The sequence below is a fragment of the Flavobacterium ranwuense genome (assembly GCF_004349315.1).
In the GTDB taxonomy this organism is placed as follows: domain Bacteria; phylum Bacteroidota; class Bacteroidia; order Flavobacteriales; family Flavobacteriaceae; genus Flavobacterium; species Flavobacterium ranwuense.
Genome location: NZ_SMLH01000001.1, coordinates 503,530 through 527,763 on the forward strand (window position 1 = coordinate 503,530; position 24,234 = coordinate 527,763).

Consider the following 24,234-nt stretch of genomic DNA (forward strand, 5'->3'; position numbering starts at 1 on the left):
TATAATTAGCAATTCAACTACATTTGTTGAGTATAAAAATCACTTATGAAAAGAATACTTATCACCGGAGCCGCAGGGTTTTTAGGATCACATCTTTGTGACCGTTTTATCAAAGAAGGTTATTTTGTTATAGGGATGGATAATCTCATTACTGGAGATTTAAAAAATATTGAGCATTTGTTTAAACTCGAACATTTCGAATTTTATCACCATGATATCACGAAGTTTGTTCATGTTCCGGGTAATTTAGATTATATACTTCATTTTGCATCACCGGCAAGTCCGATAGATTATTTAAAGATTCCGATACAAACTTTAAAAGTTGGTTCTTTAGGAACACATAATCTTTTAGGATTAGCAAGAGTTAAAAAAGCGAGAATTCTTATAGCATCTACTTCCGAAGTATATGGAGATCCATTGGTTCATCCTCAAACCGAAGAATATTATGGAAATGTAAATACCATTGGACCAAGAGGCGTTTATGATGAGGCGAAACGCTTTCAGGAATCTATAACTATGGCGTACCATACTTTTCATGGAGTAGAAACTAGAATTGTTAGAATTTTCAACACGTATGGACCAAGGATGCGATTAAATGATGGCCGAGTAATTCCGGCTTTTATCGGTCAGGCTATTAGAGGTGAAGATCTAACTATTTTTGGGAATGGAATGCAAACGCGTTCTTTTTGTTTCGTAGACGATCAAGTCGAAGGAATCTATAGATTATTGCACTCGGATTATGTTTATCCGGTAAATATTGGAAATCCAGATGAAATTACCATCAAGGATTTTGCCGAAGAAATTATAAAATTGACAGGAACTAATCAAAGGGTAGTGTATCATCCCTTACCTATAAATGATCCTTTACAGCGTCAGCCTGACATCACGAAAGCAAAAGAATTACTGGGATGGGAAGCCAAAGTAGGTCGTGCCGAAGGAATGAAAATCACCTATGATTACTTTAAATCATTATCTAAAGAAGAGCTTTCCAAAGAAGAGCATAAAGATTTTTCTAAGTACATAAGCTAGTGAAAACCAAAACAGGGAGATACTCGGGCTATATTCGCCCATTTTCATTTTTAATAGACCTTATGGTTATCAATATACTATTGGTATATTTGACAGATTTCCCTGTTAATAAAGTTTTTTATTCAGTTTTCATTAGTGCTGCATGGTTTATTATAGCGGCCAGTTTAGGTTTTTATGAGGTATATAGATACACTAAAGTAATTTCTATACTAAATTGTGCAATGAAACAAGGGATTTTATTTACACTATTTTGTCTTGCATTAGCTTTCTCAGATTCTGAAGATTCGAGTTTCAAAAAGATTATTTTATTTACTTCGACTTCATTATTTATAATTCTGATTATCAAATTATTTATCTATTTTTTTCTAAAGAAATACAGAGTACTTTTTGGAGGAAATTTTAGGACAGTAGTGTTATTGGGAAATAATAAAAGTATCAATCCACTGCAACTTTTTTTTACAGAAAATCCAGATTATGGGTATAAATTAGAGAAAGTTTTCGACTTAGGACATGATAAAAAAAACCATCTATCAGAAAGTCTTGCATTTGTTTTAGAGCATAAAATAGACGAAATATATTGCTCTATGGGTGATTTGACACAAAAACAGATTAATGACATTGTCTATTTTGCGGATAACAACTTAAAAACTTTAAAATTTATTCCTGACGAAAAACAAATCCTTTCCCGAAATTTTACATTTGAATATTATGACTATATCCCTGTAATTTCGTTAAGAAACATATTGCTTGACGACACCTTAAACAAGGTCGTTAAGCGTGTTTTTGACCTTTTGTTTTCTGTAATAATAATTTTGGGAGTACTATCTTGGCTCATACCAATTTTAGCGATTGTCATAAAATGGGAATCTAAAGGACCTTTGTTTTTTGTACAAAAGAGGAATGGATTAAATTATAAAGAATTCAACTGTTACAAATTCAGATCGATGGAACTAAATGATCAAGCTGATTTGGAACAAGTTTCCAAAAACGATATTCGAGTTACCAAAACAGGACGGTTTATACGAAAAACAAGTATCGATGAGTTACCACAATTTTTCAATGTTTTATTGGGTCAAATGTCAGTCGTTGGTCCTAGACCCCATATGGTTAGCCACGCTAAAATGTATGCACTGAAAATTGATAAGTTCATGGTGCGTCATTTTATTAAACCAGGAATCACGGGACTTGCTCAAACAAAAGGGTTTCGAGGTGAAGTCGAAACAGATGTGGATATTATAAATAGAGTAAAATTCGATATTTTTTACATGGAAAATTGGTCTATTTTATTAGATATAAAGATTATTTTTATCACGGTATACAATACTTTAAAGGGAGAAGAAAAAGCATATTAAAATGGAAAAACCGCTTGTGTCCATAATAACGCCATCCTTCAATTGTGAAAAATTTATCGCAAAAACAATCTTGTCAGTACAGAATCAAACCTATAAAAATTGGGAAATGATTATTGTAGACGATTGTTCTTCCGATCAAACGGTTTCAATAATAAAAGAAATTTCCAGTCGAGATAATAGAATTCAACTTTTTCAGCTCGATACAAACTCCGGAACCGGAATTGCCAGAAATACCGCTTTGAATAAAGCAGCCGGAAAATATATAGCCTTTTTAGACGCAGACGATTTGTGGAAACCATTCAAGTTAGAGCTACAAATTGATTTTCTCAAAAAACATAATTTACCGTTTACTTTTTCGTTTTACGAATGTATTAATGAAGCAGGAGAATCGCTCAATAGGAGAGTCGAATCACCAAGAAACCTCTCTTATCGTCAGTTGTTTTTTTGTAATTATGTTGGGAATCTAACAGGGATCTATGACGTAAATTACTTCGGAAAAATAACTGTTTCTTCTATTCGAAAACGCCAGGATTGGATACATTGGCTTATAATTCTTAAGAAAATAAAAACCGCACAACCCGTTCCGGAAAGTTTAGCTTTTTACAGAATCAGAGAAAACTCAATTTCGGCTTCTAAATATGAGCTGTTAAGACATAATTTTGCCGTTTACAGAACGTTTCATGGGTTTAATGTAGTTGTCTCAATACTTTGTATGACGGGGTTTTTGTTTACGCAATTAATGATAAAACCACGTTACGTTAAATCATTGATTTAAACTGCTTCAATTTTCCTCTGTTGCTTCTTTCTAAAGATTTTTTTCTAAGAAAACTAAATTTTAAATTGGGTTCCAGATACAAAGAAATCGCCTCTTCAATTTTTTGAATTTGTGCCAAATTTAATTCGGTTTCGCTCACATATTCTATTTCAAAAGTATCAATTTTCGTTTGCTTGATTATGAACTCTTTTACATTTCCGTCGTCTTCAATAATACTTTTTGTCACATAATAGAAAGTAAGTCCAGGGGATTTTTTCCCACTTGGTAAAATAGCGACATCATTGGTCCGGCCTATTAATTTTTTGAGAATCGGTTTTTGTAACGTGCTTTTTTCGTCCAGAATTCCAATATCGCCAATGTCATATCGAATGAACGGATGCGCCTTATTGAACAAGGAAGTGATTACAATTCGGCCTGCAGTGCCGTTAGGAACGGCTTTGTTATTGTCATCCAAAATTTCTACAAACAGCGTTTCGGAATTAATTTGCCATTCATCTTTAGGATTTTGAAAAGCAATCAAATCCAGTTCAGAAGCACCATATTCATTGACAATAGGAATTCCAAATTGTTTTTCTAAAAGTATTTTATCTTCTTCAAAAAGCATTTCAGAAGTTACCATGCATACTTTCAAAGTGGGACAAATTGTGGTTAATATGATGTTTCTCTTTTGTAAAAACTTAGCAAATAAAACAATCGAACTGGTATATCCATTGATATAATCGAATTTTTTATTCTGAAATTTTTTCAGAATCTTTTCTAAAACGTCATCCGATAAATCGAAAATGGAAAACCGAAACCGATGACTCAAAAAATCCTTGAAACGTTCTTTTTTGTTTCCAATAAAATCCATTGGAATTCCATAAAAACGCGCTTGGTAGGAAGTATTGAAATCAATTCCATACCAACCAAATCGGTAAATATTTGAAGCCCAAGTCAACGCATGACAATATTTATCTTTGGCAAAAATAAACGGAGTTCCGCTCGAACCGGATGTTTTATTAACATAACAGTTTTTAGGAGAATAATTTTTAGAAAGCCTTTCAAGCAATGGTTTTTGTAAGTTTTTTTTATTCAAAACGGGTAAGTCTTCCCAGTTTATAGAAGTTGTCATTCCTGCTAAATCTTTATAAAAAGTATTATTTTGCAAATGAAAATTGACAATTTCCGCTTTTTTATTTTCAACGAAAACGTCATGTTCCTTTTCAGACAAGGCTACAATTTTTCGCAATTCGGCTTTAGCTTCCTTCATTTGGAAGCCATTTAGCTGCAGCGATAAGTCGAATAGTGGAAACATTTTAAAAGGATATTTCATCAAAAATAATATTTAACAAGAACTATTGACTATGAACCAACAAGTTTTTAAAAAATAATTATTTTTTAAGTTCAAAAGCAATTATTTTTGCACCACAACTAAACACAACTACACATGACAATTTTACTACTGGGTTCGGGCGGAAGAGAACATGCTTTTGCATGGAAAATGATTCAAAGTCCGCTATGTGATACCCTTTTTGTAGCGCCAGGAAATGCTGGAACAGCAACAATAGCCAAGAATATTGATATTAGTCCAACTGATTTTGAAGCTATAAAAACGTTTGTTATTCAGGAAAAAGTGGAAATGGTTGTGGTAGGACCAGAAGATCCTTTGGTAAAAGGGATTTATGATTTTTTTCTAAACGATGCGGCATTAAGTCATATTCCGGTTATCGGTCCTTCAAAAATTGGTGCGCAACTGGAAGGAAGTAAAGAATTTGCTAAAGAATTTCTAATCAAACATAAAATTCCAACCGCTGCTTACGATAGTTTTACTGCAGAAACAGTAGAGAAAGGATGTGAGTTTTTGGAAAAATTGCAACCTCCGTATGTTTTAAAAGCAGATGGTTTAGCCGCCGGAAAAGGAGTTTTGATTATTCAGGATTTGGCAGAAGCCAAAGAAGAATTAAGAAACATGTTGGTTCATCAAAAATTTGGTGCCGCCAGTTCAAAAGTGGTAATCGAAGAATTTCTTGACGGTATAGAATTAAGCTGTTTCGTTCTTACGGATGGGAAAAACTACAAAATATTGCCAACAGCTAAAGATTACAAACGCATTGGCGAAGGCGATACAGGATTAAATACAGGTGGAATGGGAGCTGTTTCTCCAGTTCCTTACGTTGACGCCGTTTTGATGGAAAAAATCGAAACACGTATTGTAAAACCTACTATTGATGGTTTTCAAAAAGACGAAATTCCGTACAAAGGTTTTGTTTTCATTGGGTTAATCAATGTGAATAACGAACCAATCGTAATAGAATACAATGTGAGAATGGGCGATCCGGAAACCGAAGTGGTTATCCCAAGATTGAAAACCGATTTAGTAGAGTTATTTTTGGCTGTAGCCAATGAAAAACTGGACGAAATTAATCTGGAAATTGACGAAAGAAGTGCAACTACAATTATGGTTGTTTCTGGCGGATATCCGGAGGATTTCGAAAAAGGAAAAGTGATTTCAGGATTAGAAACCATTGAGGATTCTATTGTTTTTCACGCAGGAACTAAACTTGATAACGGAAACATAGTGTCAAACGGAGGAAGGGTTTTAACAGTAACTTCGTATGGGAATGATTTCGAAGAGGCCATAAAAAAATCTTACCAAAACATAGCTAAACTAAATTTTGATAAGATGTATTTTAGAAAAGATATTGGAAACGACTTAAAATAGTTTCCAATTATCGTTCACTTTTTTTTAATTCTTATTTTAAGAAAGAGTGAGCGGTAGTATCTTGCTTCTCAGTTCCGGCGTCTTCAAAAATTTTCAATTGTTTGATCCAATATACCATTGCCGAAGCACAAATAATCATGAAAATCCAGTTGATTGTATTAGCAGCAAACCAAGATGTAAGCTCTAATGAGCGTAAAAAGTCTAGTGGAGCAAATAAAATCTTTACAAATAAGTATTCTATTCCTTCGAAAAATGATTTCATAATGTATAAAATTAATTTTATTAATTGTTTTTGAGGAACTCTGGGTATTAAAAACTCTTATTTTGAAGAATCTTTTTGAACTTCCAGGGTTTACTTTTTAAACAAGTATTATATTTACGAACACAAAAGTATAAAATATCCTTATGATAACAAGTATTTTTAGAAAATCTACACCATTAAATTTTTCATTGGTCGTAATTTTAATGCTGGTTTTCTTTTCTATATACCAATTTCAAGATTTATTCTGGATGAATTCCTTTTTATTAATTTTAAAAAAAGGAATGTTGTTTTGTGTTTTATTGGCTTCTGTTTTTATCACGAATTTTGTTGCTAAGAAAAACGGATTGAGTAAAGACAGTAGTTACACGGTTTTTTTTTATTTTTTGTTTCTACTTTTTTTTCCTTCAATATTAGATAATTTAAACCTGATTTTGTCTAATTTCTTTATTCTATTGGCGCTTCGCCGATTGATTTCATTGCAATCCCTGAAAGCTTCCAAAGAAAAAATATTTGATGCTTCGTTATGGATTTTTCTGGCTGCACTATTTCATTTTTGGAGTATAATTTTCATAGTGCTGGTTTTCATATCAATAATTTTCCATGTTTCCAGAGATTATAGAAACTGGATATTACCTTTTATCGCTTTCTTTATTGTTGGAATCCTGTTCATGATTTATGCAACGGTTTTCGATTTGAATGTCATTGAATACATCATTAAAAGTGTACAAATTAATTTTGAAATCAACTATTTTACGAATAATTATCAAAACGGTGCTTTGTCAATCTATGCCACAATCGCTTTGTTTTTTCTGGTTTCTATGTTTGCCACATTATCAAACAGACCACAATTGTTGCATACTTCTTTCAAAAAAATCATCGCATCTTTCTTTATCGGAGTACTGATTTTTTTAATTTCGGCTAATAAAAGTAATGATTTGTTGCTGTTTACATTTGCGCCTTTGGCCATGATGGCAACCAGCCATATTGAAATTCCTCAAGAAAAATTAAATCAAGAATTAGTTATGTATGTGCTGACTGCCTGCAGTCTTTTTGCTTTTTTCTCCCAATTATAATTTTTCACCGTACGCTAAATCTCCTGCATCTCCTAGTCCGGGAACGATATAACTATGCTCATTAAGTTTTTCGTCTAATGTAGCAACCCAAAGATGACAGTTTTCCGGCAAATGTTTTTCAAGATAAGCAATGCCTTCTGGTGCGGCAATTACAACTGCAATGTGAATTTCTTTTGGCGTACCTCTTTCCATTAATTTATTGTAAACAGCAACTATTGATTGTCCAGTAGCAAGCATAGGATCGACTAATACCAGATTTTTTTCATTTATATCAGCAATAGCTTGGTATTGCACCAATATATCAAAATAGTCGTCATTGTTGGGATGATGTCTAAGGGCGGAGACGAAACCATTTTCGGCATTGTCAAAGTAATTCAAAAACCCCAAATGCAAGGGTAATCCAGCTCGTAAAATGGAACATAAAACCAATTGATCTTTAATTTCGGTTGTTTTTTTTATACCTAATGGTGTTTCAATTTGTATGTTTTTGTAATGTAATTTTTTACTTAATTCATACGCCATTATTTCGCCAATACGTTCAATATTTCTTCGGAAACGCATGCTGTCATTGTGAATATTTACATTTCGAATTTGTCCCAAAAAATGATTTAGGATGCTATTGCCTTCTGATAAATAATGAATTTGCATATTTTTATTTTGTAATTAAACTTATACTTAATTTTATAATCTATAAAAGTATAAAAAAGTATCTTTGTCCTTTAAAATATAAAGATATGTTTTCAAAATTAGCGTACTCCGTATTCGAACAAAGTATTAAAGATTATCATCAGTTTGATAATGTTGACCAACCGATTAATAATCCTTTTCCAAAAGATAAATTCGAACATTTATTGTATCATAAAAACTGGATTGATACGGTTCAATGGCACTTTGAGGACATTATTCGTGATCCAAATATTGATCCTGTTGCTGCTTTGACTTTGAAAAGAAGAATCGATGCTTCTAATCAAGAACGCACTGATATGGTGGAATATATTGACAGTTATTTTCTTCAAAAATACAGTCATATAAAGGTAAAAGACGAAGCGAAAATTAATTCAGAAAGTCCGGCTTGGGCTTTTGACAGATTGTCTATTTTGGCTTTGAAAATTTATCACATGAATGAAGAAGCTACTCGTGCCGAAGCTTCACAAGATCACAGAGACAAATGTCAAGCTAAATTGAATATTTTATTGGAACAAAGAACGGACTTGTCTTTGGCCATCGATGATTTATTGCATGACATCGAAAATGGTAATAAATTCATGAAAGTGTACAAACAAATGAAAATGTACAACGATGATGATTTGAATCCTGTTTTGTACCTAAATAAGAAGTAATTTTTGACAAACTTAGCATTGTCAAATACTATCAAACATATAGCCGTCATGAGACTTTCCGCAATGGGAGATGTCGCCATGACGGTTCCTGTTTTACGCGCTTTTGTATACCAGCATCCCGAAGTTAAAATCACGGTCATCTCCAGACCTTTTTTTAAACCTTTTTTCGAAGGAATTCCCAATGTTGTTTTTTTTGCTTTCGATGAAAAAGAAAAACACAAAGGGTTTTTAGGATTGTTACGTTTGTTCCAAGATTTAAAATGTTTAGAAATCGATGCTTTTGCCGATTTACACAACGTTTTGCGTTCTAAAATCGTCCGATCACTTTTTGCTTTAAGCGGAAAAAAATCAGCTTCAGTTGATAAAGGAAGAGCAGAAAAAAAAGCCTTAACCCAACCCGAAAATAAAGTGTTCAAGCAACTGCCAACGATGTTTGAAAGACATGTTAAAGTATTCGAACAACTCGGTTTTACAGTTGATTTATCATCACCATGTGTCGAGACACTATTTCCTGAAAAAGCAGTTTTGAGCCCAGAAATTCTAGCGATAATTGGACAAAAAAATCACAGACTAATAGGAATTGCTCCTTTTGCACAATATGATTCTAAAGTGTATCCGTTGGATTTAATGCAGGAAGTTATTAATCAATTATCAGAATCCCGAAGTTTCGGGACAGCATATAAAATTTTGCTTTTTGGTGGCGGAAAAAAAGAAATTCAACTGTTGGATTCGCTTGCTTCCAACAAAGAAAACGTCATCAACATGGCGGGGCAACTCAAATTTCAGCAGGAATTTCAGCTCATCAGTAATCTTGATGTGATGCTTTCGATGGATTCCGGAAATGCACATATAGCAGCCATGCTCGGAGTAAAAGTGATTACGCTTTGGGGGGCCACACATCCTTATGCGGGATTTTCACCTTTCAATCAACCTTTAGAAAATGCTTTGATTTCGGACAGAAATCAATTTCCAAAATTACCTACTTCGGTGTACGGAAATAAAAAAGTGGAAGGTTATGAAAACGCCATGCGAACGATTACTGTTGATTCTATTATAAAGGTTTTAAATGCCGGAAAACAATAAGTAAGATTTTAATTCCTTCATGTTTTTGTTGTTTTTATGTAAGAATAACTTTAACATTTTAATAACAAAATAATTCTAAATTTTTAGTGGGAATAATACTATTTTTGGCTTAAGTGCGTAAGATTTTGCACTCAAAGCTAACTTGAGACGAAAGAGGATTGTTCTTTTCGGTTAAGTTGCTTTTCGAAATCTCGAAATGCTAATACAATAAAATAGAAATTATTTATGCCAAAAATTACTGTAACAATTGCAATTTTGTTCATATTCTCTTTTTCAGCGTTTTCTCAAAAAACAAACCTTTCGGGTCTTTTAACCGATGGTAGCGAAAAAAAACCCATTTACAATTCGGTTGTTGCTTTATTAACTCCCAAAGACTCTATTTTATACAAGTTTACCCGATCAAATAAAGAGGGGAACTTTAGTTTCAAAAATGTAAAAGCAGGAAATTATATATTGATGACGGCTCATAGCCAATATGCCGATTATGTAGATGCTATAATTGTTGAAGAAGGCGAAAAAAAAATGGGGACAATTGCCTTGATGAGCAAAATTAATGCGCTTAGAGAAGTAATTATAAAGTCGGGTTCTATTAAAATTAAAGGCGATACGACCAGTTACAGAGCAAGTGATTTTAAGGTAGATGCCAATGCCAATGTAGAAGAATTACTAAAAAAACTGCCGGGGATTCAAGTTGATAAAAATGGTGTTATAAAAGCCATGGGTGAAACGGTAGAAAAAGTATTGGTAGATGGAGAAGAATTTTTTGGCGATGACCCGGGTATGGCGGTAAAAAACCTACGAGCCGATGCAGTAAAAGAAGTACAAGTTTTTAATAAGAAAAGCGATCAAGCCGAGTTTACAGGAATTGATGATGGCGACACAAAAAAAACAATTAACCTAAAATTAAAGGAAGATAAAAAGAAAGGTTATTTTGGTAAAATAGATGGTGCAAATCAACCATTTACAGATGCGGATTCCAGATACAATACCAATTTGATGTTTAGCTCTTTTAAAGGCAAAAGAAAACTATCTGCTTTTTTATTAAATGGGAATACTGGGCAAGATGGACTTGGCTGGCAAGACAGCGAAAAATTTGGAGCACGGGATGATATAAGCATGAACATGGATGACGATGGAAATGTAAGTTATGAATGGACAGGTGGCAATAATGATGAAGAACCTTATGTTGACACTCAAAATGGGTTTATCAAAAACACCAACGCAGGATTGCAGTACAGCAACAAGTGGAATGATAAACAAACATTGAATCTATCACCAAAATACAACAACCAAATTTATACAAACAATAAAAGCAGGGTTACCCAAACACAAGTGGGAGAAACCCAATTAAACGAAAACAGATCAACGGTAAGCAATGTAAACAGAAGTAATTTTAAACTAAATGCTATTTACGATGTAAAATTAGATTCTATAAATTCGATAAAATTTACCGCCAAAACTAATTTTTATAATACCGAAAGTGATGAATTTACAAATGGTGAGACAACGGGAGGTGATGGATTATTAAAAAACAAACAGGAAAAAATATTTAATACAAATTCGGATAAGGAATCTTTGTCTGCCAGTATTTTGTATAAACATAAATTCACCAAAGCCCGTCGTACATTTTCTGTAAACGGTAGTTGGAACACGTTGAATACAGATTCAAATAATTTCTTAAAGTCTTCCAACGAAAGTTATGATGGAGGTGTTTTTTCTTCTAGGGATGATGTAGACCAAAATAAAATAGGAGAAAAAACAAGTCAAAACCTTGCTGTAAATGTTACCTATACAGAGCCTATTGGTAAGAAATTTGCAATGCAAGTTGCCTATCAGGTTGCTCATAACACGGGCGAAAGCAACTATTTAACGTATGATTATTCGGATGTTACAGGCAAGTATGATGTGGTTGTAGATTCTTTATCTAACCAGTTCAAACAGACAATAACAACTAACAAGCCCAATATAAAACTGAGTTACAATGCTAAAAAAATAAATTATAGCTTTGGAAGTGGTTTTGGTTTTACTTCGTTTGATTTGCAAGATCAAACTTTAAATAAAGAATATAAGCGCAGCTATACTAACTTTTTTCCAACTGCAAATTTTTCTTACAAGTACAAAAGCAATAGTAACTTGCGTTTCAATTATCAAGGCGCAACCAGACAGCCTACCATCGATCAATTACAGCCTTTGAGAAACAATCAAGATTTTTTCAATCAAACTTTAGGTAATCCAGATTTAAAGCAATCCTTTACCAATAGTGTAAACATATCACACAATAGTTATAGTATTTTGACAGAATCGCATTTTTACCAAAGTATTTCTTTTAGAACAACTTCCAATTTAATTACTTACAACAAAGATATAGATCCAGAAAGTGCTAAAACAATTAGCACGCCCATAAATACAAACGGAAATTTTTCAGGAAATTTTTATTTTGGATATGGATTTAAGATAAAAAAAATAGATTTACACGTTAATCTTAATCCATCTGTTAACTATAACAAATCGGTACTTAGTATTAATAACAAAATCAATAATTCCAATACTTTAAATTCAGGATTTTCAATTTATTTAAATAAATCAAAAGAAAAGAAATACGAATTTAGTTTAAGTAATTATTTTTCAAACAACAGAAACAGTACTTCTCAAAACGATGAAATAAAATCATTTAACACTAATAATTTAGGCTTGGACATAGGGGTTTATTTCAGAGAAAAATGGAAATTGTCCACAGACTATAATTTATATTCCCGACAAAAAACGGTCGATTTTAAAACCAACCTCACCAATCAATTGTGGAATGCAAGGCTACAACGGACCTTTAAAAACGATGAGTTTACAGCTTATATCCTAGTGCGGGATATTTTGAATCAAAATATAGGCATAAATAGATATGTTTATGAAAACACAATAGGTGAGGAACGAAACGATAGGCTCAAAAGATATGCTATGATAGGCTTTACCTGGAATTTTAAAAACAAAGGCGAAACAGTAAAAAAATAAGTTAAACATTTATTGGGATGTAACTACGGGAAACTTCAATAAAACTCACAATTCACAACATATGAAATCAATACTTTTTTTTATAGCAGCACTACTTTTTACAACTGCATCAATAGCACAGCAATTTATAGATAAAGCTGTAATTGAATATGAAGTAAATACCAATCTCAAAAAAACGATGAGCAATGATAGCTGGGGCGAGATGGTGAAAGAAAACCTGTCTGACCTAAAAATATCCTATTTCACTTATACTTTTGCAGACAACAAAAGCCTATACAAATTTGACAGATGGAGCCCAAAAACAAGAATACCAAATAACCTAAAAGCGGCTGATGAAGAAAACACTTGGTATTTTGATTTTGCAACAAGAAAAATGAATATGCAAAAGCAAATAGTGGGAACTAATTTTGTAATAGCAGATAGTATACAAAACATACAATGGAAAATCACAAATGAACATAGAGAAATAGCCGGTTATAATTGCCGAAAAGCCGTGGGAAAAATAATGGATGACGTATATGTATTTGCTTTTTACACAGACGATATCACCATTTCTGGCGGTCCATGTTCTATAAATGGTTTGCCGGGTATGATTTTAGGACTTTCGATACCAAGATTATACACCTCATTTATAGCTACCAAAATAGATTTGAAAATCACTAACCCATCTGACATAAAACCAATTATAGCCAAAAAAACCTATGACTTAATGGGGCTAAAATCGATGATAGAAGAAAAAACAAAGGATTGGTTCACCTATGGTGATGATAAAGAAGAAAACAAAAGACAAAAAAATCTTTTTTTGTGGAATGCTTTTTTATAGTCATTGCGAGGAACGAAGCAATCCCATTTGTTGCTCTCGGCGTGTGATTGCTTCGTTCCTCACAATGACCTACAAATATATCTTTTCGTCTTGGCAACGCTTCAAAATACACCTTTTTAAATTCGAAATAGTTTCCTGATAATTTGGAGAGTCATACCCAAAACGCTCGTGTTCGGCTTGTTCTTTCTCGATAACATCGCAGCCTTTTATCACTTCTTTGAGCATATCAAGCATCGCTAATTCTTTGTTGTTTGTTTTTTGAAATTTGAATTCCACTATTTCGTCTTGCAATTGTTCACAATATTCCAAAAGTTGCACTACTTCTGGTTCGTCTAGAAGGGAAGGGTTGTTTTTGAATATTTCTCGAATGGATTTCATTTTAAAATATTTACAGTCTCAGTTTAGTTTAAAATTTAAAAGCAGTGAACGTTGCTTAATTCTCCACTTTTTAAACATTAAAATAAGTATTTTTTAGATGTAGATTGTGTATTTTGCTCTCGATGGTGAGCAAAGAATTCGCCGTCCAGATAATTAAAAAAATTGAATATATTTCCGTGCGATTGGTTATAATTTTCAATAGATTCCTTCAACTCGAGTCTCATTATGTATACGCTGCACCAAACTCCAGCTTGTTGACAGTAGTTATTTTCTTCTGTTACTTTTTTATTTTTGTATTCATTAGTTCTTTGCTCAATTCCCAAATTTTATTTTTTCCGAACTCTCCATAATAAGAAATGTATTTTCCGCTTCTATCTATGATTACTGCACTAGAACAAGGATAATGCAATTTAAAAAATAAATTTTCTACTAATTGATTCTTATCGTTGTCCCATTTTACTTGCTTTGGGTGATAATATTGTAAGTTTTCATCATCTTTATAAATCCAAAAATGATTGTAACTCCCTATTTTATTAAGTTTTTTTAAGTAATCATGATCAAAAATATTCCAAAAAGATGTACTTTCTGTTCCATTGCATCGATCTTTTCCGGGATAATATACAATTACGATGAGATCATTAATTAATTCTTTATCTGATGAAAGAGACTTTTTTAAATTATTAAAAATACTATCATTAAGTTGTCCATAGTTTTTTCGCGTAATTAGTAAAGATGTTTTCAGCGTGTCATTTTCAAAATGTAAATCTAAATTTTTTTGAAAATTCTGCTGCTTATAAAAAGTCGATTCTGAAATTTCTTCCAGGTTTTCATTATAAAAAACTTTCTTTTGTTCTTGCGAAAAACTTAAATTAACAATTGAAATTAGGACCAGTATTGAACAGTATTTTTTCATTTTCAACTTTTTTTGAGGTAATAAAAGACAAATTATTTCTATATATTAGCAAAGCTACACTAAAACAGGATGGAAGTACTGTAATATTATTCTGCTAATATACTAAAATCCAAAGCTCCCTAAAACAAAAAAACTTCCCTTTTCAGAGAAGTTTCATGTATAAAGCAATTTATCTTTTAAACATCATCATAATCTACATAAATAGTCTCAGAGGTCGGATGCGCTTGACACGTAAGTATCAAACCATCGGCGATTTCTTTATCGGTAAGGATGGAGTTTTTGGTCATTTCGGCAGTTCCGGATGTAACGCGAGCAAGACAGCTGCTGCAGATTCCGCCTTGGCAAGAATACGGAGCGTCAATACCTTGCTTTAAAGCAGCATCAAGAACGGTTTGTTTTTGTGACATTTCAAAAGTCGTTTCTTCGTCATCCACCATAATGGTGATTTTGGAATGTCCTCCTAATGATTTTTCTATTTTATTTTCTTTCGTAGAAGAAGAAAACAATTCAAATTTTATTGCGGTTTCCTTAACGTTGTGCTCCTTCAAAACTCCAGAAACGGTATTAATCATTTCTTCCGGGCCACACAAATAGAACTTATCAAATTCCAGTTCCTTGTGTTTGTTATTCAAAACAAAATTCACCGTTGATTTTTCAATTCGTCCAAACAAAGCATTTTCTGCTTTGGCTTGACTGAAAACATAATGTACAAAAAGACGACCCACATATTGCAATTGTAAATCGTGCAATTCTTGATGAAAGATAGTTTCTTCGGGAGATTTGTTCCCGTAAACCAATACAAAAGAACTTTTAGGTTCGTTTTTCAATACCGATTTTAAGATGGATAATACGGGAGTGATTCCGCTTCCGGCTATAAAAGCGGCATAATTTTTTTGTCGGCCAACTTGTGGTTCAAAAATAAATTTTCCTTCCGGTTTTCCTACTTCAAGCACATCTCCAGCTTTAAGCTTTGTGTTAGCAAATTGAGAGAAAGCACCGTTTTTCACTGCTTTCACAGCAATTCGTAATTCCCCGCTGTCAGGAGCCGAGCAAATAGAATAGGCACGACGAATTTCCTCGCCGTCAAGTGTTAATCTTAAATTGATATATTGACCGGCAACAAAAGTATAATTCGCTTTTAATTCCTCGGGTACGTTAAAAAGTACGGAAACAGCGTCTTTGGTTTCGCGTTTTACTTCTTTTATTATTAGTTTTAAAAAAGATGGCATGTGATTATTTTTTTACAAAGATAGGAAACACATTAGGTTTCTAAAAATCAAAAGGATTGAAAATTTACATACCTAAAATGGTTATGTATAAGAATCTTATGTATATTTGATTTTTGAAATAAGAAATACCACTAAACTTGCAACGACTGAACCATGAAAAATTCTCAATTATACAAAGGAAGTCTGAATACCATTATTATGAAATTGCTGGAAGAAAACGGCAAGATGTACGGCTATGAAATCACCCAAAAAGTAAAAGGGATTACCCAAGGCGAGTTGAACATCACTGAAGGCGCTTTGTATCCGGCGTTGCACAAACTCGAGGCCGAAGGTTTACTGGATGTCGAGATTGAAAAAGTGGATAACCGCATGCGTAAATATTACAAACTCACGGAAAGCGGTCAGAAAGAAACAGTAAACCGACTTTCAGAACTGGAAGATTTTATTAGAAACATGCAAAGCTTAGTGAACCCAAACCCAAAACTGGAATTTTAATTTTTTGAAGATGAAACTAACTACTGAACAAATCGCTCAAATAGAAGAAACTTTGGTTTTTAATGGACTGATTTACGACGACATTAAATTAGAAGTAACCGATCATATCGCTTCGGAAATAGAAGAAAAAACAATCAATGAAGAAGTTTCATTTGAACTTGCTTTTAAAGAAGTTTTTGAGAAATGGAAACCGGAATTAAGACCAGCTTCCTATGGTTTATGGCTCGGTCGTAGTTATTCTGGACCCAAAATAATAATGGATAAAATGGCTAGGTATACAAAATCGAGATTTTGGTATATTACTTTAGGTGCAATTCCTTTGACTTTAATTGCAACAGCTTTTATTCACTTTTTTAATACCGAAACATTCATTTATTTTTTTACAAAAGCAATAAGAATTCTTTTTGCAACAGAAGTTTTTTTGGTAACAATAGCCTGGATAATAATTTGGAAATATAAGAGCAAAACCACTTTTAGTTATCTCTTTAAAAAAAGAAGTGTTCTAGTGTTTTTCCAACCTTTGTTGTTGGGTGTAGGATTAGTTCCTATTAAACTTATGAATATTGATGCAGATGTTCAAATGGGATTTATATATGTATTTTTTATGATCCTTTTGTTTTTCATGATTGATTTTGTTTTGGTATTTCAGCATATACGTGTGATTAAAAAACAATCTCTTTCCAAATCATGAAACTAACCGCCCAACAAATAGACCAACTCTACCTTTTTACCCGTCAGCATTATGTAGAATGGTATGATTTACAAACGGAATTAGTCGATCATTTGGCCAACGCTATTGAAACCGAATGGGAACAAAACCCCAAACTTACTTTTGACGAAGTTTTAAATAAAGAATTCAGGAAGTTTGGCGTTTTTGGTTTTATGGATGTGGTAGAAAGTCGTCAAGCTGCATTAGGAAAAAAATACAATCGCTTGGTATTTAATCATTTTAAAGCATTTTTTAGAGTACCAAAAATTTTATTAACAATAGGAGTCACCTTTTTACTTTTTAAGATTCTTAAAACAAGCATGTATAACAACTATATTTTCATTGCCATTTGTATTAGTTATTTCGGATTTATTTTTTTTGAATTCTATAAGATTAAGAAAATTAGAAAGATACAGAAAGAAACAAGTAAAAAGAAATGGTTGTTTGAAGAAATTATCAACCAATATGGTGTTTCTTCAGGAGCTTTTTCAGTTCCGTTTTATTTTTTTATTCAAATAAGCAGTCGTGCAGAAAGGTATTTATTAAATGATTACTGGCTTTTCTCTGTAAGTTTGATGTTGGTACTTTTTGGAATTTTAAATTATATTTTATTCAAAATTATCCCTTCTAAGACTAGAGAATACCTATTAGAAACCTACCCGGAATATAAATTAGAAAAACTGTAACGTTTTCTTATTTTGACTACATATTATAAAACCAAAATAACCAAACTATGATTCAAAAATTTCTTTATCTCGAATGGAAAGCATTTATCAGATCAGCTTCCTTCGCTACTAATTTGGCTTTGAAAATCCTGATGGGTCTCGTCGCCGTTTATTTCATTTTAATTTTCTTAGCATTAGGAGTCGGGGCATTTTATATTTTAGAGAAAATGAATCTGGATCCAATCGTTACCGTGAATCAATTCTTGATTTACTATATACTGATGGATTTAATCATCCGATTGCTGTTGCAAAAAATCCCCGTGATGAACATTCGTCCGATGTTGATTTTCCCCATAAAAAAATCCACTATTGTTCATTTCTCTTTAGGAAAAACCGTTTTGTCATTCTTTAATTTGGTGCATGGTTTTTTCCTGATTCCGTTTAGTATTGTTTTAATTATCGAAGGCTATGATGTAGTGTCAGTGGTCCTTTGGTATACTGCGCTGTTTTCACTGCTGTACATCAATAATTTTATAAATATTGTATTGAGTAATAAAGACAATTTATTTGCGATTTTCTTAGCAATAGCATCCGTTTTAGGAGGATTACAGTATTATGGACTGTTCAATATCACGGATTATACGACTCCGTTTTTTAATGCTATTTTCAATACGTATTGGGCTTTTGCCATTCCGGTATTGGCTTTAATCGCCATATATTATGTCACTTTCCAATATTTCAAAAAGAATTTATACCTCGATGCGGGATTGTCGAACAAACACGATGTTGCCAAAACAGAGGAGTTGACTTGGTTGAACCAATTTGGAACCATCGGAACCTTTTTGAAAAATGACATTAAACTAATAAAGAGAAACAAACGATCTAAAACCACCATAGGATTGAGCGTTATGTTCCTTTTTTATGGCTTTCTTTTCTTTACCAATGCAATTGAAGTATACAATAACCCTATGATGCACATTTTTGCCGGAATTTTCGTTTCGGGTGGATTTCTTATCACTTTTGGACAATTTGTACCCAGCTGGGACAGCGCCTATTACCAGTTGATGATGACGCAAAATATTCCTTATAAAGGCTATTTGAGTTCTAAATGGTGGCTGATGGTAATCGCGACAATAGTTACCACAACTATTGCTTCTTTCTATCTCTATTTTGGATGGCAGATTTATTTGACAATAGTGGTTGGTGCAATTTATAATATTGGAGTCAATTCCCATTTGGTTTTATTAGGTGGCGCGTATACCAAAACGCCAATCGATTTGAGTTCCGGTAAAGGTGCTTTTGGAGATAAAAAAGCATTCAATGTAAAAACCATGCTTATTTCACTGCCTCAATTAGGATTGCCCGTTTTATTGTATTGGTTAGGTTCTAAATTAGGCAATGCCAATGTGGGATTAGCACTAGTGGCGTCGATGGGAGTTATAGGATTTGCTTTGAAAGACAAGGTTTTTTCTTTGATTGAAAAAATTTACAAATCCGAAAAATACGCCACAATTGCAGCTTACAAACAAAAGAGTTAATCAAAATCGATTAAAAACAAATTAACAAATAACCGAATTAACCATAAGAAAATGATACAAGTAAACAACCTTTCAAAAACATACAACGGAACAACCGTATTAAAAATAGATAATTTAGAAATAAAAAAAGGCGAAAGCTTTGGATTAGTGGGCAATAATGGAGCCGGAAAAACCACTTTTTTCAGCCTTTTATTGGATTTAATCCAGCCTTCAACAGGGAATATTGTCAACAATGAGGTGCAAGTAAACACCAGCGAAAACTGGAAACCATTCACCGCTTCTTTTCTTGATGAAAGCTTCCTGATTGGCTACTTAACGCCCGAAGAATATTTTTATTTCATAGGCGATTTACGCGGACAAAACAAAGCCGATGTCGATGCTTTATTGGCCACACACGAAGAATTTTTCAACGGAGAAATACTTAAAAACAAAAAATATTTACGCGATTTATCCAAGGGAAACCAGAAAAAAGTGGGCATCATCGCCACTTTAATCGGGAATCCTGAAGTGATAATTTTAGATGAACCGTTTGCTAATTTAGATCCAACGACACAATTTAGATTGAAGAAAATCATCAAGGATTTAGCAGACAATCCTGATGTTACTGTGCTGGTTTCCAGCCATGATTTATTGCACACCGTTGAGGTAAGTGACAGAATCGTTACTTTACACAAAGGCGAAGTGGTTAAAGACATTCAAACTTCTGAGGAAACATTAAAGGAGTTAGAAGCATTTTTTGCGGTTTAAAATTCAATGTAACAGTTATAGACAAAACAGTTTACCGCTAATTCGTCAACTGTATTTATTAATTTGAGTGTTTAATCAGAGAATTAGCGGTTTATTTTTAGTCTGTCAAATCAAAAGGTATAGCATTCAAGCCTGTAAGAGTTTAATTTGGGCGTGACCCGGAAAAAAAATCCGGGTCGGGCTTTCACTCTCAATCTTTTTTATTCTTAAAAAAAAGAATAAAAAAGGATTTCCGTTACATCCCTCACGCGCGCATGTGACTCAAATAAACCCCGATAATTTTCACGATATCAAAAAGAAACGTATTTTTACCAGTAAGTATACTAAAAAGCATATTTAAAAGTTAATTGATAAAAACGTTTTCCATTGAAAGTCAATAGATTTAAACAGTTATTTTTCTTCTTATTTTTCGTTTTTTTAGTAGCCTGTTCTACTAAGAGAGATACTTTTATGTCCAGAAATTCCCATGCCTTAAGTACAAAATATAATATTTTATACAACGGTCAAGTAGGTTTGGACAAAGGGGTCAAGGAAATAAAATCCAACAGTGATGATGATTTCTGGAAACGTCTGCCGGTAGAAAAAATGCAAATTGTAGAAGACTTCACTTCCACCGCAACACCAAAAAACACGAATTTTGAATTGGCTGAAGCCAAAGCTACCAAAGCCATTCAAAAACATTCCATGAACATTGGCGGAAGAGAGAAGAACACTCAAATTGACGAAGCATATCTTATGCTTGGTAAATCCCGCTATTACGACCAACGATTTGTTCCGGCACTTGACGCTTTCAATTATATTTTGTACAAATATCCCAACAGCAGCAAGATTTATGAAGCTAAAATTTGGCGCGAAAAAACCAATATGCGTTTAGGAAATGACGCTTTAGTAATAAAAAATATAAGTAAATTATTAGAAGATCATGAAGTAAAAAAACAAGTTTTTGCTGATGCAAATGCGCTTTTATCAGAGTCTTTTTTGAATTTAGAAGAAAAAGACAGCGCAGTTGCTAAACTAAAATTAGCCATAGAGTTTACCAAAGTAAATCAGGAAAGAGCACGATATCGTTTTGTTTTGGGACAATTATATCAACAATTAGGATACAAAGACAGCGCCGCTAATGCGTATCAATCAGTGATAGACATGAACCGAAAAGCGGACAGAAAATTTGTCATTCAGGCGCATGCTAAAAAAGCAGAGTTATTTGATTATCAAAACGGGGATTTCAATTCCTTTACAAAAACATTTGATAAACTGGCCAAAGACAGAGAAAATCGACCGTATAAAGATTTAATTTTTCATCATATGGCGGTGTTTTATGATCAGAAAAACGATCAGAAGAAAGCCTTAGATTTTTACAACTTATCCTTAAGAACAGATTCAAAAGATTCCTATTTAGTAGCTTCAAATTACCGAAATTTAGGAAATATGTATTTTAGAAATGCTGAATATCCTACTGCTGCAAAATATTATGACAGTACATTGGTAAAACTCAATGACAAAACCAGAGAGCATAATAAAATTCAAAAAATTAGAAATAATCTGGATGAAGTGATTTTGTATGAAGGTCTTGCCAAAAGAAATGATAGTATTTTGAATGTTGTTTCATTGAATGAGAATGATAAAATTGCCTATTTTGAAAAGTACATCGTTAAACTAAAAGAAGAGGATGAAATCAAGAGAGTTTTAGAAGAAAAACGAAAAGAAAAACAAGAAAATATAGAAAGAAATAGTACAACCAGTTCTATTGATCCGGCTTCTAATCAGGAACCTGGAAAACCGGCAAAAAAATCAGCATTGCTGCCGCCGGCGATTACTAATGTTTCCTCACAACAAGCGGGTAGTATTTTCTATTTTTATAATCCTACTACCGTAGCTTTCGGAAAAATAGAATTCAAAAAAATATGGGGTGACAGAACCCCGAATGGCAATTGGAGAATATCATCCAGCACCGGAAATCCAACTGCGGTGGATCCGTTGAGTGATGATAAAGAAACTTTTCAGAAAGAATCAACTGCGGATAAAATGGTGGAGCAGCAGTACACCACGGATTTTTATTTGAAACAACTTCCAATAACACAAACGGAAATAGACAGTATTGGTAAAGAACGTAATTTTGCCTACTACCAATTGGGAATTATTTATAAAGAAAAATTCAAAGAAAATAATTTAGCCATCGCTAAACTGGAACAATTATTTAACAATAATCCAGAGGAAAAACTGGTTCTTCCATCGATGTATAATTTGTATAAATTATATCAAATCACGGATGCAAACAAAGCAGAAGAGATGAAAAAAAGAATATCGGCTCAATATCCGGATTCTCGTTATGCACAAATTGTAAACAACACAAGTTCAAATATGGCTTCTGTAAATGAAACGCCAGAAAATGTGTATACTAAATGGTATAAATTATACGAACAAGAACAGTTTGTTATGGTTTTAGAGAACTCAGACGCTTTGATTAATCAGTTTTCGGGAGATGAAATTGCATCAAAATTTGAACTGCTTAAAGCAAACGCCATTGGAAAACTGCAAGGAGTAATGGCATACAAAAATGCCCTGCAAGGAGTGGCTGATAATTATCCAAATAGCGAAGAAGGCAAAAATGCCCAAGAAATCTTGACGAGTCAAATTCCGTTTTTAGAGAAAATGGAGTTGAATACAACCGATTCAAATAATTGGAAAATTTTATATCGAGTAGGTTCACGAGAGGATAAAAATACAAAAGCAATAGAGGAAAAAATCAAAACGTTTATTGCTGCTGAAGACCTTCAGGGACTATATTATTCCTATGACATTTATACTGAAAAAGAAAATTTCATCACGATTCACGGAATAAAATCAGAAGTTTACGCTAAAGACATTGTATTTGTATTGAAGGATAATGTAAAATATAAATTGGTCGATCCTGCTATCGTGGTTTCGGGTGAGAACTACAAAGTGATTCAAATCAAGAAAAATATGGACACTTATTTGGCGCCAAAAAATCCATAAATATGTTTGATAAAAAGCAAAAATCATACACTGATCTTTTGGGTAAAACCAATAGAATTGTTGAAGGAACTACTATAAAAGGCGATATTATTTCGCATGCTGATTTTAGATTAGACGGAAACTTGATAGGGAATTTTCAGTCTGGAGGGAAAATAGTCATCGGCCCAGCCGGAAGCGTTATTGGAGATATTGTGTGTAAAAATGCGGATATTGAAGGAAAATTTGACGGAAAAATTCAAGTAACCGAAGTGCTGAATGTAAAATCAAAGGCAAGTATTCATGGAGAAGTTACCACGGGAAAACTATCAGTAGAGCCGGGTGCTGATTTTAGCGCTTCGTGTACAATGAAGACAAATATAAAAAATCTAATCCAGAACGATGGACAGCAATCCCAACAAAAAAAGAGCGAATAAATGGCTCGCGCTGATTAACATTCCGATTCAAATGGGAGCGATCATCTTTCTGTTTTCCTATTTCGGAGACTGGTTAGATGAAAATTATCCCCATCCAAAAGTATATTACAGTAAAGTTTTAGTAATGGTTGGCGTTGCACTGGCTTTGTATAATGTGATACGACAGGTAAACGAAATCAATAAAATGCAATAATTTTTCAAAAGAAAAATCAATAAAAACGAGCTATAAACGTCTGGATGGTCGTGTAAATTAAAATATCTTTGCGCCTTAGTGCCATTACGGCAAAAAACAAACACAATGAATTTAAAAAATTACAAACCACTTCTGCCTTTATTGGCACTTGCGGGATTGGCTTATGTTGTTCATCGGGTTGCTTTTTATGTATTAGACATAGATGATGCGACTTTTTATTATTCGATAGAAACCCTTTATATGTTGTTTCTGGGATTGTCTATTATGGTATTTGTGGTCTTGTTAAAAGTCAAAGAACGCAGTTTTGATAACGTGGGCATGTCGTTTCTTTTAAGCACCAGTATTAAAATGATTGTTTGTTATCTGATTTTAAAGCCTATATTGCAGGCTACAACACAAAACAATGCAATAGAGAAAAAGAATTTTTTTATGATGTTTATTCTCTTTTTAGCAATTGAAACCATATTAACAATACGTATATTAAACGAAAAGCAATAAATATGTTATTCAAGG

At 33.0% G+C, this 24,234-nt stretch carries 24 protein-coding genes; 18 read left to right on the forward strand and 6 right to left on the reverse strand.

Features of this window, described 5'->3' with window-relative positions:
* Positions 1-45: 45 nt before the first annotated feature.
* The 3 genes from E0I61_RS02165 (at position 46) to E0I61_RS02175 (ending at position 3,156) form a co-directional block, all read left to right on the forward strand.
* Positions 46-1,029, forward strand: coding sequence for a UDP-glucuronic acid decarboxylase family protein (locus E0I61_RS02165; RefSeq protein ID WP_132069099.1), 984 nt, complete (start codon positions 46-48; stop codon positions 1,027-1,029).
* A 62-nt stretch (positions 1,030-1,091) separates the two neighbouring features.
* The gene (locus E0I61_RS02170; RefSeq protein WP_317126157.1) at positions 1,092-2,381 is read left to right on the forward strand and encodes an exopolysaccharide biosynthesis polyprenyl glycosylphosphotransferase; all 1,290 of its coding nucleotides are present in this window, start codon (positions 1,092-1,094) and stop codon (positions 2,379-2,381) included.
* A gap of 1 nt (position 2,382) precedes the next feature.
* Positions 2,383-3,156, forward strand: a complete 774-nt coding sequence (locus E0I61_RS02175; protein WP_131990783.1) for a glycosyltransferase family 2 protein — start codon at positions 2,383-2,385, stop codon at positions 3,154-3,156.
* Here the strand turns inward: E0I61_RS02175 and E0I61_RS02180 are convergent.
* Complete coding sequence (locus tag E0I61_RS02180; protein WP_132069103.1) at positions 3,140-4,450, reverse strand: phenylacetate--CoA ligase family protein; 1,311 nt, start codon at positions 4,448-4,450, stop codon at positions 3,140-3,142. The genes E0I61_RS02175 and E0I61_RS02180 overlap by 17 nt on opposite strands.
* Before the next feature lie 132 nt (positions 4,451-4,582).
* Here E0I61_RS02180 and purD point away from each other — a divergent pair, with 132 nt between their 5' ends.
* The gene (purD, locus tag E0I61_RS02185) at positions 4,583-5,857 is read left to right on the forward strand and encodes a phosphoribosylamine--glycine ligase (protein WP_132069105.1); all 1,275 of its coding nucleotides are present in this window, start codon (positions 4,583-4,585) and stop codon (positions 5,855-5,857) included.
* 31 nt (positions 5,858-5,888) lie between these two features.
* On the opposite strand, the gene E0I61_RS02190 is transcribed toward purD, so the two are convergent.
* Entirely contained in the window at positions 5,889-6,119 is a 231-nt protein-coding gene (locus E0I61_RS02190; protein WP_131990773.1) for a DUF6341 family protein, read from the reverse strand.
* Between the two features lie 143 nt (positions 6,120-6,262).
* Here E0I61_RS02190 and E0I61_RS02195 point away from each other — a divergent pair, with 143 nt between their 5' ends.
* Entirely contained in the window at positions 6,263-7,192 is a 930-nt protein-coding gene (locus E0I61_RS02195) for a DUF6427 family protein (protein ID WP_132069107.1), read from the forward strand.
* On the opposite strand, the gene upp is transcribed toward E0I61_RS02195, so the two are convergent.
* A complete protein-coding gene (upp, locus tag E0I61_RS02200; protein ID WP_131990769.1) occupies positions 7,187-7,840 on the reverse strand; it encodes a uracil phosphoribosyltransferase in 654 nt (217 codons plus the stop codon). The genes E0I61_RS02195 and upp overlap by 6 nt on opposite strands.
* A gap of 86 nt (positions 7,841-7,926) precedes the next feature.
* On the opposite strand from upp, the gene E0I61_RS02205 reads away from it, so the two are divergent.
* The 4 genes from E0I61_RS02205 to E0I61_RS02220 all read left to right on the forward strand — a co-directional run bounded on the left by E0I61_RS02205 (position 7,927) and on the right by E0I61_RS02220 (position 13,444).
* Positions 7,927-8,532 (forward strand): DUF4254 domain-containing protein, encoded by a 606-nt coding sequence (locus E0I61_RS02205; protein WP_132069109.1) that lies wholly within the window; start codon positions 7,927-7,929, stop codon positions 8,530-8,532.
* A gap of 48 nt (positions 8,533-8,580) precedes the next feature.
* Positions 8,581-9,615, forward strand: a complete 1,035-nt coding sequence (locus E0I61_RS02210; RefSeq protein ID WP_132069111.1) for a glycosyltransferase family 9 protein — start codon at positions 8,581-8,583, stop codon at positions 9,613-9,615.
* 225 nt (positions 9,616-9,840) lie between these two features.
* Entirely contained in the window at positions 9,841-12,621 is a 2,781-nt protein-coding gene (locus E0I61_RS02215; protein WP_132069113.1) for an outer membrane beta-barrel protein, read from the forward strand.
* A gap of 61 nt (positions 12,622-12,682) precedes the next feature.
* Positions 12,683-13,444, forward strand: a complete 762-nt coding sequence (locus E0I61_RS02220; RefSeq protein ID WP_132069115.1) for a GLPGLI family protein — start codon at positions 12,683-12,685, stop codon at positions 13,442-13,444.
* Positions 13,445-13,513: 69 nt separating this feature from the next.
* Here E0I61_RS02220 and E0I61_RS02225 read toward each other — a convergent pair whose 3' ends face one another.
* The 3 genes from E0I61_RS02225 to E0I61_RS02235 all read right to left on the reverse strand — a co-directional run bounded on the left by E0I61_RS02225 (position 13,514) and on the right by E0I61_RS02235 (position 15,964).
* Positions 13,514-13,822, reverse strand: a complete 309-nt coding sequence (locus E0I61_RS02225) for a hypothetical protein (RefSeq protein WP_132069117.1) — start codon at positions 13,820-13,822, stop codon at positions 13,514-13,516.
* 277 nt (positions 13,823-14,099) lie between these two features.
* Positions 14,100-14,741 carry a hypothetical protein gene (locus tag E0I61_RS02230; protein ID WP_132069119.1) on the reverse strand — a complete coding sequence of 214 codons (642 nt, stop codon included), beginning with the start codon at positions 14,739-14,741 and terminating at the stop codon, positions 14,100-14,102.
* A gap of 170 nt (positions 14,742-14,911) precedes the next feature.
* The gene (locus tag E0I61_RS02235) at positions 14,912-15,964 is read right to left on the reverse strand and encodes a ferredoxin--NADP reductase (protein ID WP_132069121.1); all 1,053 of its coding nucleotides are present in this window, start codon (positions 15,962-15,964) and stop codon (positions 14,912-14,914) included.
* A gap of 153 nt (positions 15,965-16,117) precedes the next feature.
* Here E0I61_RS02235 and E0I61_RS02240 point away from each other — a divergent pair, with 153 nt between their 5' ends.
* The 9 genes from E0I61_RS02240 (at position 16,118) to E0I61_RS02280 (ending at position 24,219) form a co-directional block, all read left to right on the forward strand.
* On the forward strand, positions 16,118-16,459 hold the full coding sequence (locus tag E0I61_RS02240) for a PadR family transcriptional regulator (protein WP_131990753.1): 342 nt from the start codon (positions 16,118-16,120) through the stop codon (positions 16,457-16,459).
* 10 nt (positions 16,460-16,469) lie between these two features.
* Positions 16,470-17,150: a hypothetical protein gene (locus E0I61_RS02245; RefSeq protein ID WP_131990751.1), complete on the forward strand. Its 681-nt coding sequence runs from the start codon at positions 16,470-16,472 to the stop codon at positions 17,148-17,150.
* Positions 17,147-17,854 (forward strand): hypothetical protein, encoded by a 708-nt coding sequence (locus E0I61_RS02250; RefSeq protein ID WP_132069123.1) that lies wholly within the window; start codon positions 17,147-17,149, stop codon positions 17,852-17,854. The genes E0I61_RS02245 and E0I61_RS02250 overlap by 4 nt, the downstream gene beginning before the upstream one ends.
* Before the next feature lie 47 nt (positions 17,855-17,901).
* Positions 17,902-19,371 carry a DUF5687 family protein gene (locus tag E0I61_RS02255; protein WP_131990747.1) on the forward strand — a complete coding sequence of 490 codons (1,470 nt, stop codon included), beginning with the start codon at positions 17,902-17,904 and terminating at the stop codon, positions 19,369-19,371.
* Between the two features lie 51 nt (positions 19,372-19,422).
* The gene (locus E0I61_RS02260) at positions 19,423-20,118 is read left to right on the forward strand and encodes an ABC transporter ATP-binding protein (protein ID WP_131914628.1); all 696 of its coding nucleotides are present in this window, start codon (positions 19,423-19,425) and stop codon (positions 20,116-20,118) included.
* Between the two features lie 366 nt (positions 20,119-20,484).
* Positions 20,485-23,115: a type IX secretion system periplasmic lipoprotein PorW/SprE gene (gene porW / locus E0I61_RS02265; protein ID WP_132069125.1), complete on the forward strand. Its 2,631-nt coding sequence runs from the start codon at positions 20,485-20,487 to the stop codon at positions 23,113-23,115.
* Between the two features lie 2 nt (positions 23,116-23,117).
* Entirely contained in the window at positions 23,118-23,528 is a 411-nt protein-coding gene (locus E0I61_RS02270; protein WP_132069127.1) for a bactofilin family protein, read from the forward strand.
* Positions 23,494-23,721 carry an AtpZ/AtpI family protein gene (locus tag E0I61_RS02275; protein ID WP_131990741.1) on the forward strand — a complete coding sequence of 76 codons (228 nt, stop codon included), beginning with the start codon at positions 23,494-23,496 and terminating at the stop codon, positions 23,719-23,721. Before E0I61_RS02270 ends, E0I61_RS02275 begins: the two co-directional genes overlap by 35 nt.
* Before the next feature lie 105 nt (positions 23,722-23,826).
* Positions 23,827-24,219 carry a hypothetical protein gene (locus E0I61_RS02280; RefSeq protein ID WP_131990739.1) on the forward strand — a complete coding sequence of 131 codons (393 nt, stop codon included), beginning with the start codon at positions 23,827-23,829 and terminating at the stop codon, positions 24,217-24,219.
* Positions 24,220-24,234: the final 15 nt, after the last annotated feature.

What these genes read in the sequence shown, in the direction of transcription:
- E0I61_RS02175 (WP_131990783.1), top strand. Translation starts at nt 2,383, where the DNA reads ATGGAAAAACCGCTTGTGTCCATAATAACGCCATCCTTCAATTGTGAA.
- E0I61_RS02215 (WP_132069113.1), top strand. Translation starts at nt 9,841, where the DNA reads ATGCCAAAAATTACTGTAACAATTGCAATTTTGTTCATATTCTCTTTT.
- E0I61_RS02205 (WP_132069109.1), top strand. Translation starts at nt 7,927, where the DNA reads ATGTTTTCAAAATTAGCGTACTCCGTATTCGAACAAAGTATTAAAGAT.
- E0I61_RS02275 (WP_131990741.1), top strand. Translation starts at nt 23,494, where the DNA reads ATGGACAGCAATCCCAACAAAAAAAGAGCGAATAAATGGCTCGCGCTG.
- E0I61_RS02240 (WP_131990753.1), top strand. Translation starts at nt 16,118, where the DNA reads ATGAAAAATTCTCAATTATACAAAGGAAGTCTGAATACCATTATTATG.
- E0I61_RS02270 (WP_132069127.1), top strand. Translation starts at nt 23,118, where the DNA reads ATGTTTGATAAAAAGCAAAAATCATACACTGATCTTTTGGGTAAAACC.
- E0I61_RS02255 (WP_131990747.1), top strand. Translation starts at nt 17,902, where the DNA reads ATGATTCAAAAATTTCTTTATCTCGAATGGAAAGCATTTATCAGATCA.
- E0I61_RS02260 (WP_131914628.1), top strand. Translation starts at nt 19,423, where the DNA reads ATGATACAAGTAAACAACCTTTCAAAAACATACAACGGAACAACCGTA.
- E0I61_RS02170 (WP_317126157.1), top strand. Translation starts at nt 1,092, where the DNA reads ATGGTTATCAATATACTATTGGTATATTTGACAGATTTCCCTGTTAAT.
- E0I61_RS02280 (WP_131990739.1), top strand. Translation starts at nt 23,827, where the DNA reads ATGAATTTAAAAAATTACAAACCACTTCTGCCTTTATTGGCACTTGCG.
- E0I61_RS02190 (WP_131990773.1), bottom strand. Translation starts at nt 6,119, where the DNA reads ATGAAATCATTTTTCGAAGGAATAGAATACTTATTTGTAAAGATTTTA.
- E0I61_RS02245 (WP_131990751.1), top strand. Translation starts at nt 16,470, where the DNA reads ATGAAACTAACTACTGAACAAATCGCTCAAATAGAAGAAACTTTGGTT.
- E0I61_RS02180 (WP_132069103.1), bottom strand. Translation starts at nt 4,450, where the DNA reads ATGTTTCCACTATTCGACTTATCGCTGCAGCTAAATGGCTTCCAAATG.
- purD (WP_132069105.1), top strand. Translation starts at nt 4,583, where the DNA reads ATGACAATTTTACTACTGGGTTCGGGCGGAAGAGAACATGCTTTTGCA.
- E0I61_RS02225 (WP_132069117.1), bottom strand. Translation starts at nt 13,822, where the DNA reads ATGAAATCCATTCGAGAAATATTCAAAAACAACCCTTCCCTTCTAGAC.
- E0I61_RS02235 (WP_132069121.1), bottom strand. Translation starts at nt 15,964, where the DNA reads ATGCCATCTTTTTTAAAACTAATAATAAAAGAAGTAAAACGCGAAACC.
- E0I61_RS02250 (WP_132069123.1), top strand. Translation starts at nt 17,147, where the DNA reads ATGAAACTAACCGCCCAACAAATAGACCAACTCTACCTTTTTACCCGT.
- upp (WP_131990769.1), bottom strand. Translation starts at nt 7,840, where the DNA reads ATGCAAATTCATTATTTATCAGAAGGCAATAGCATCCTAAATCATTTT.
- E0I61_RS02210 (WP_132069111.1), top strand. Translation starts at nt 8,581, where the DNA reads ATGAGACTTTCCGCAATGGGAGATGTCGCCATGACGGTTCCTGTTTTA.
- E0I61_RS02195 (WP_132069107.1), top strand. Translation starts at nt 6,263, where the DNA reads ATGATAACAAGTATTTTTAGAAAATCTACACCATTAAATTTTTCATTG.
- E0I61_RS02165 (WP_132069099.1), top strand. Translation starts at nt 46, where the DNA reads ATGAAAAGAATACTTATCACCGGAGCCGCAGGGTTTTTAGGATCACAT.
- E0I61_RS02220 (WP_132069115.1), top strand. Translation starts at nt 12,683, where the DNA reads ATGAAATCAATACTTTTTTTTATAGCAGCACTACTTTTTACAACTGCA.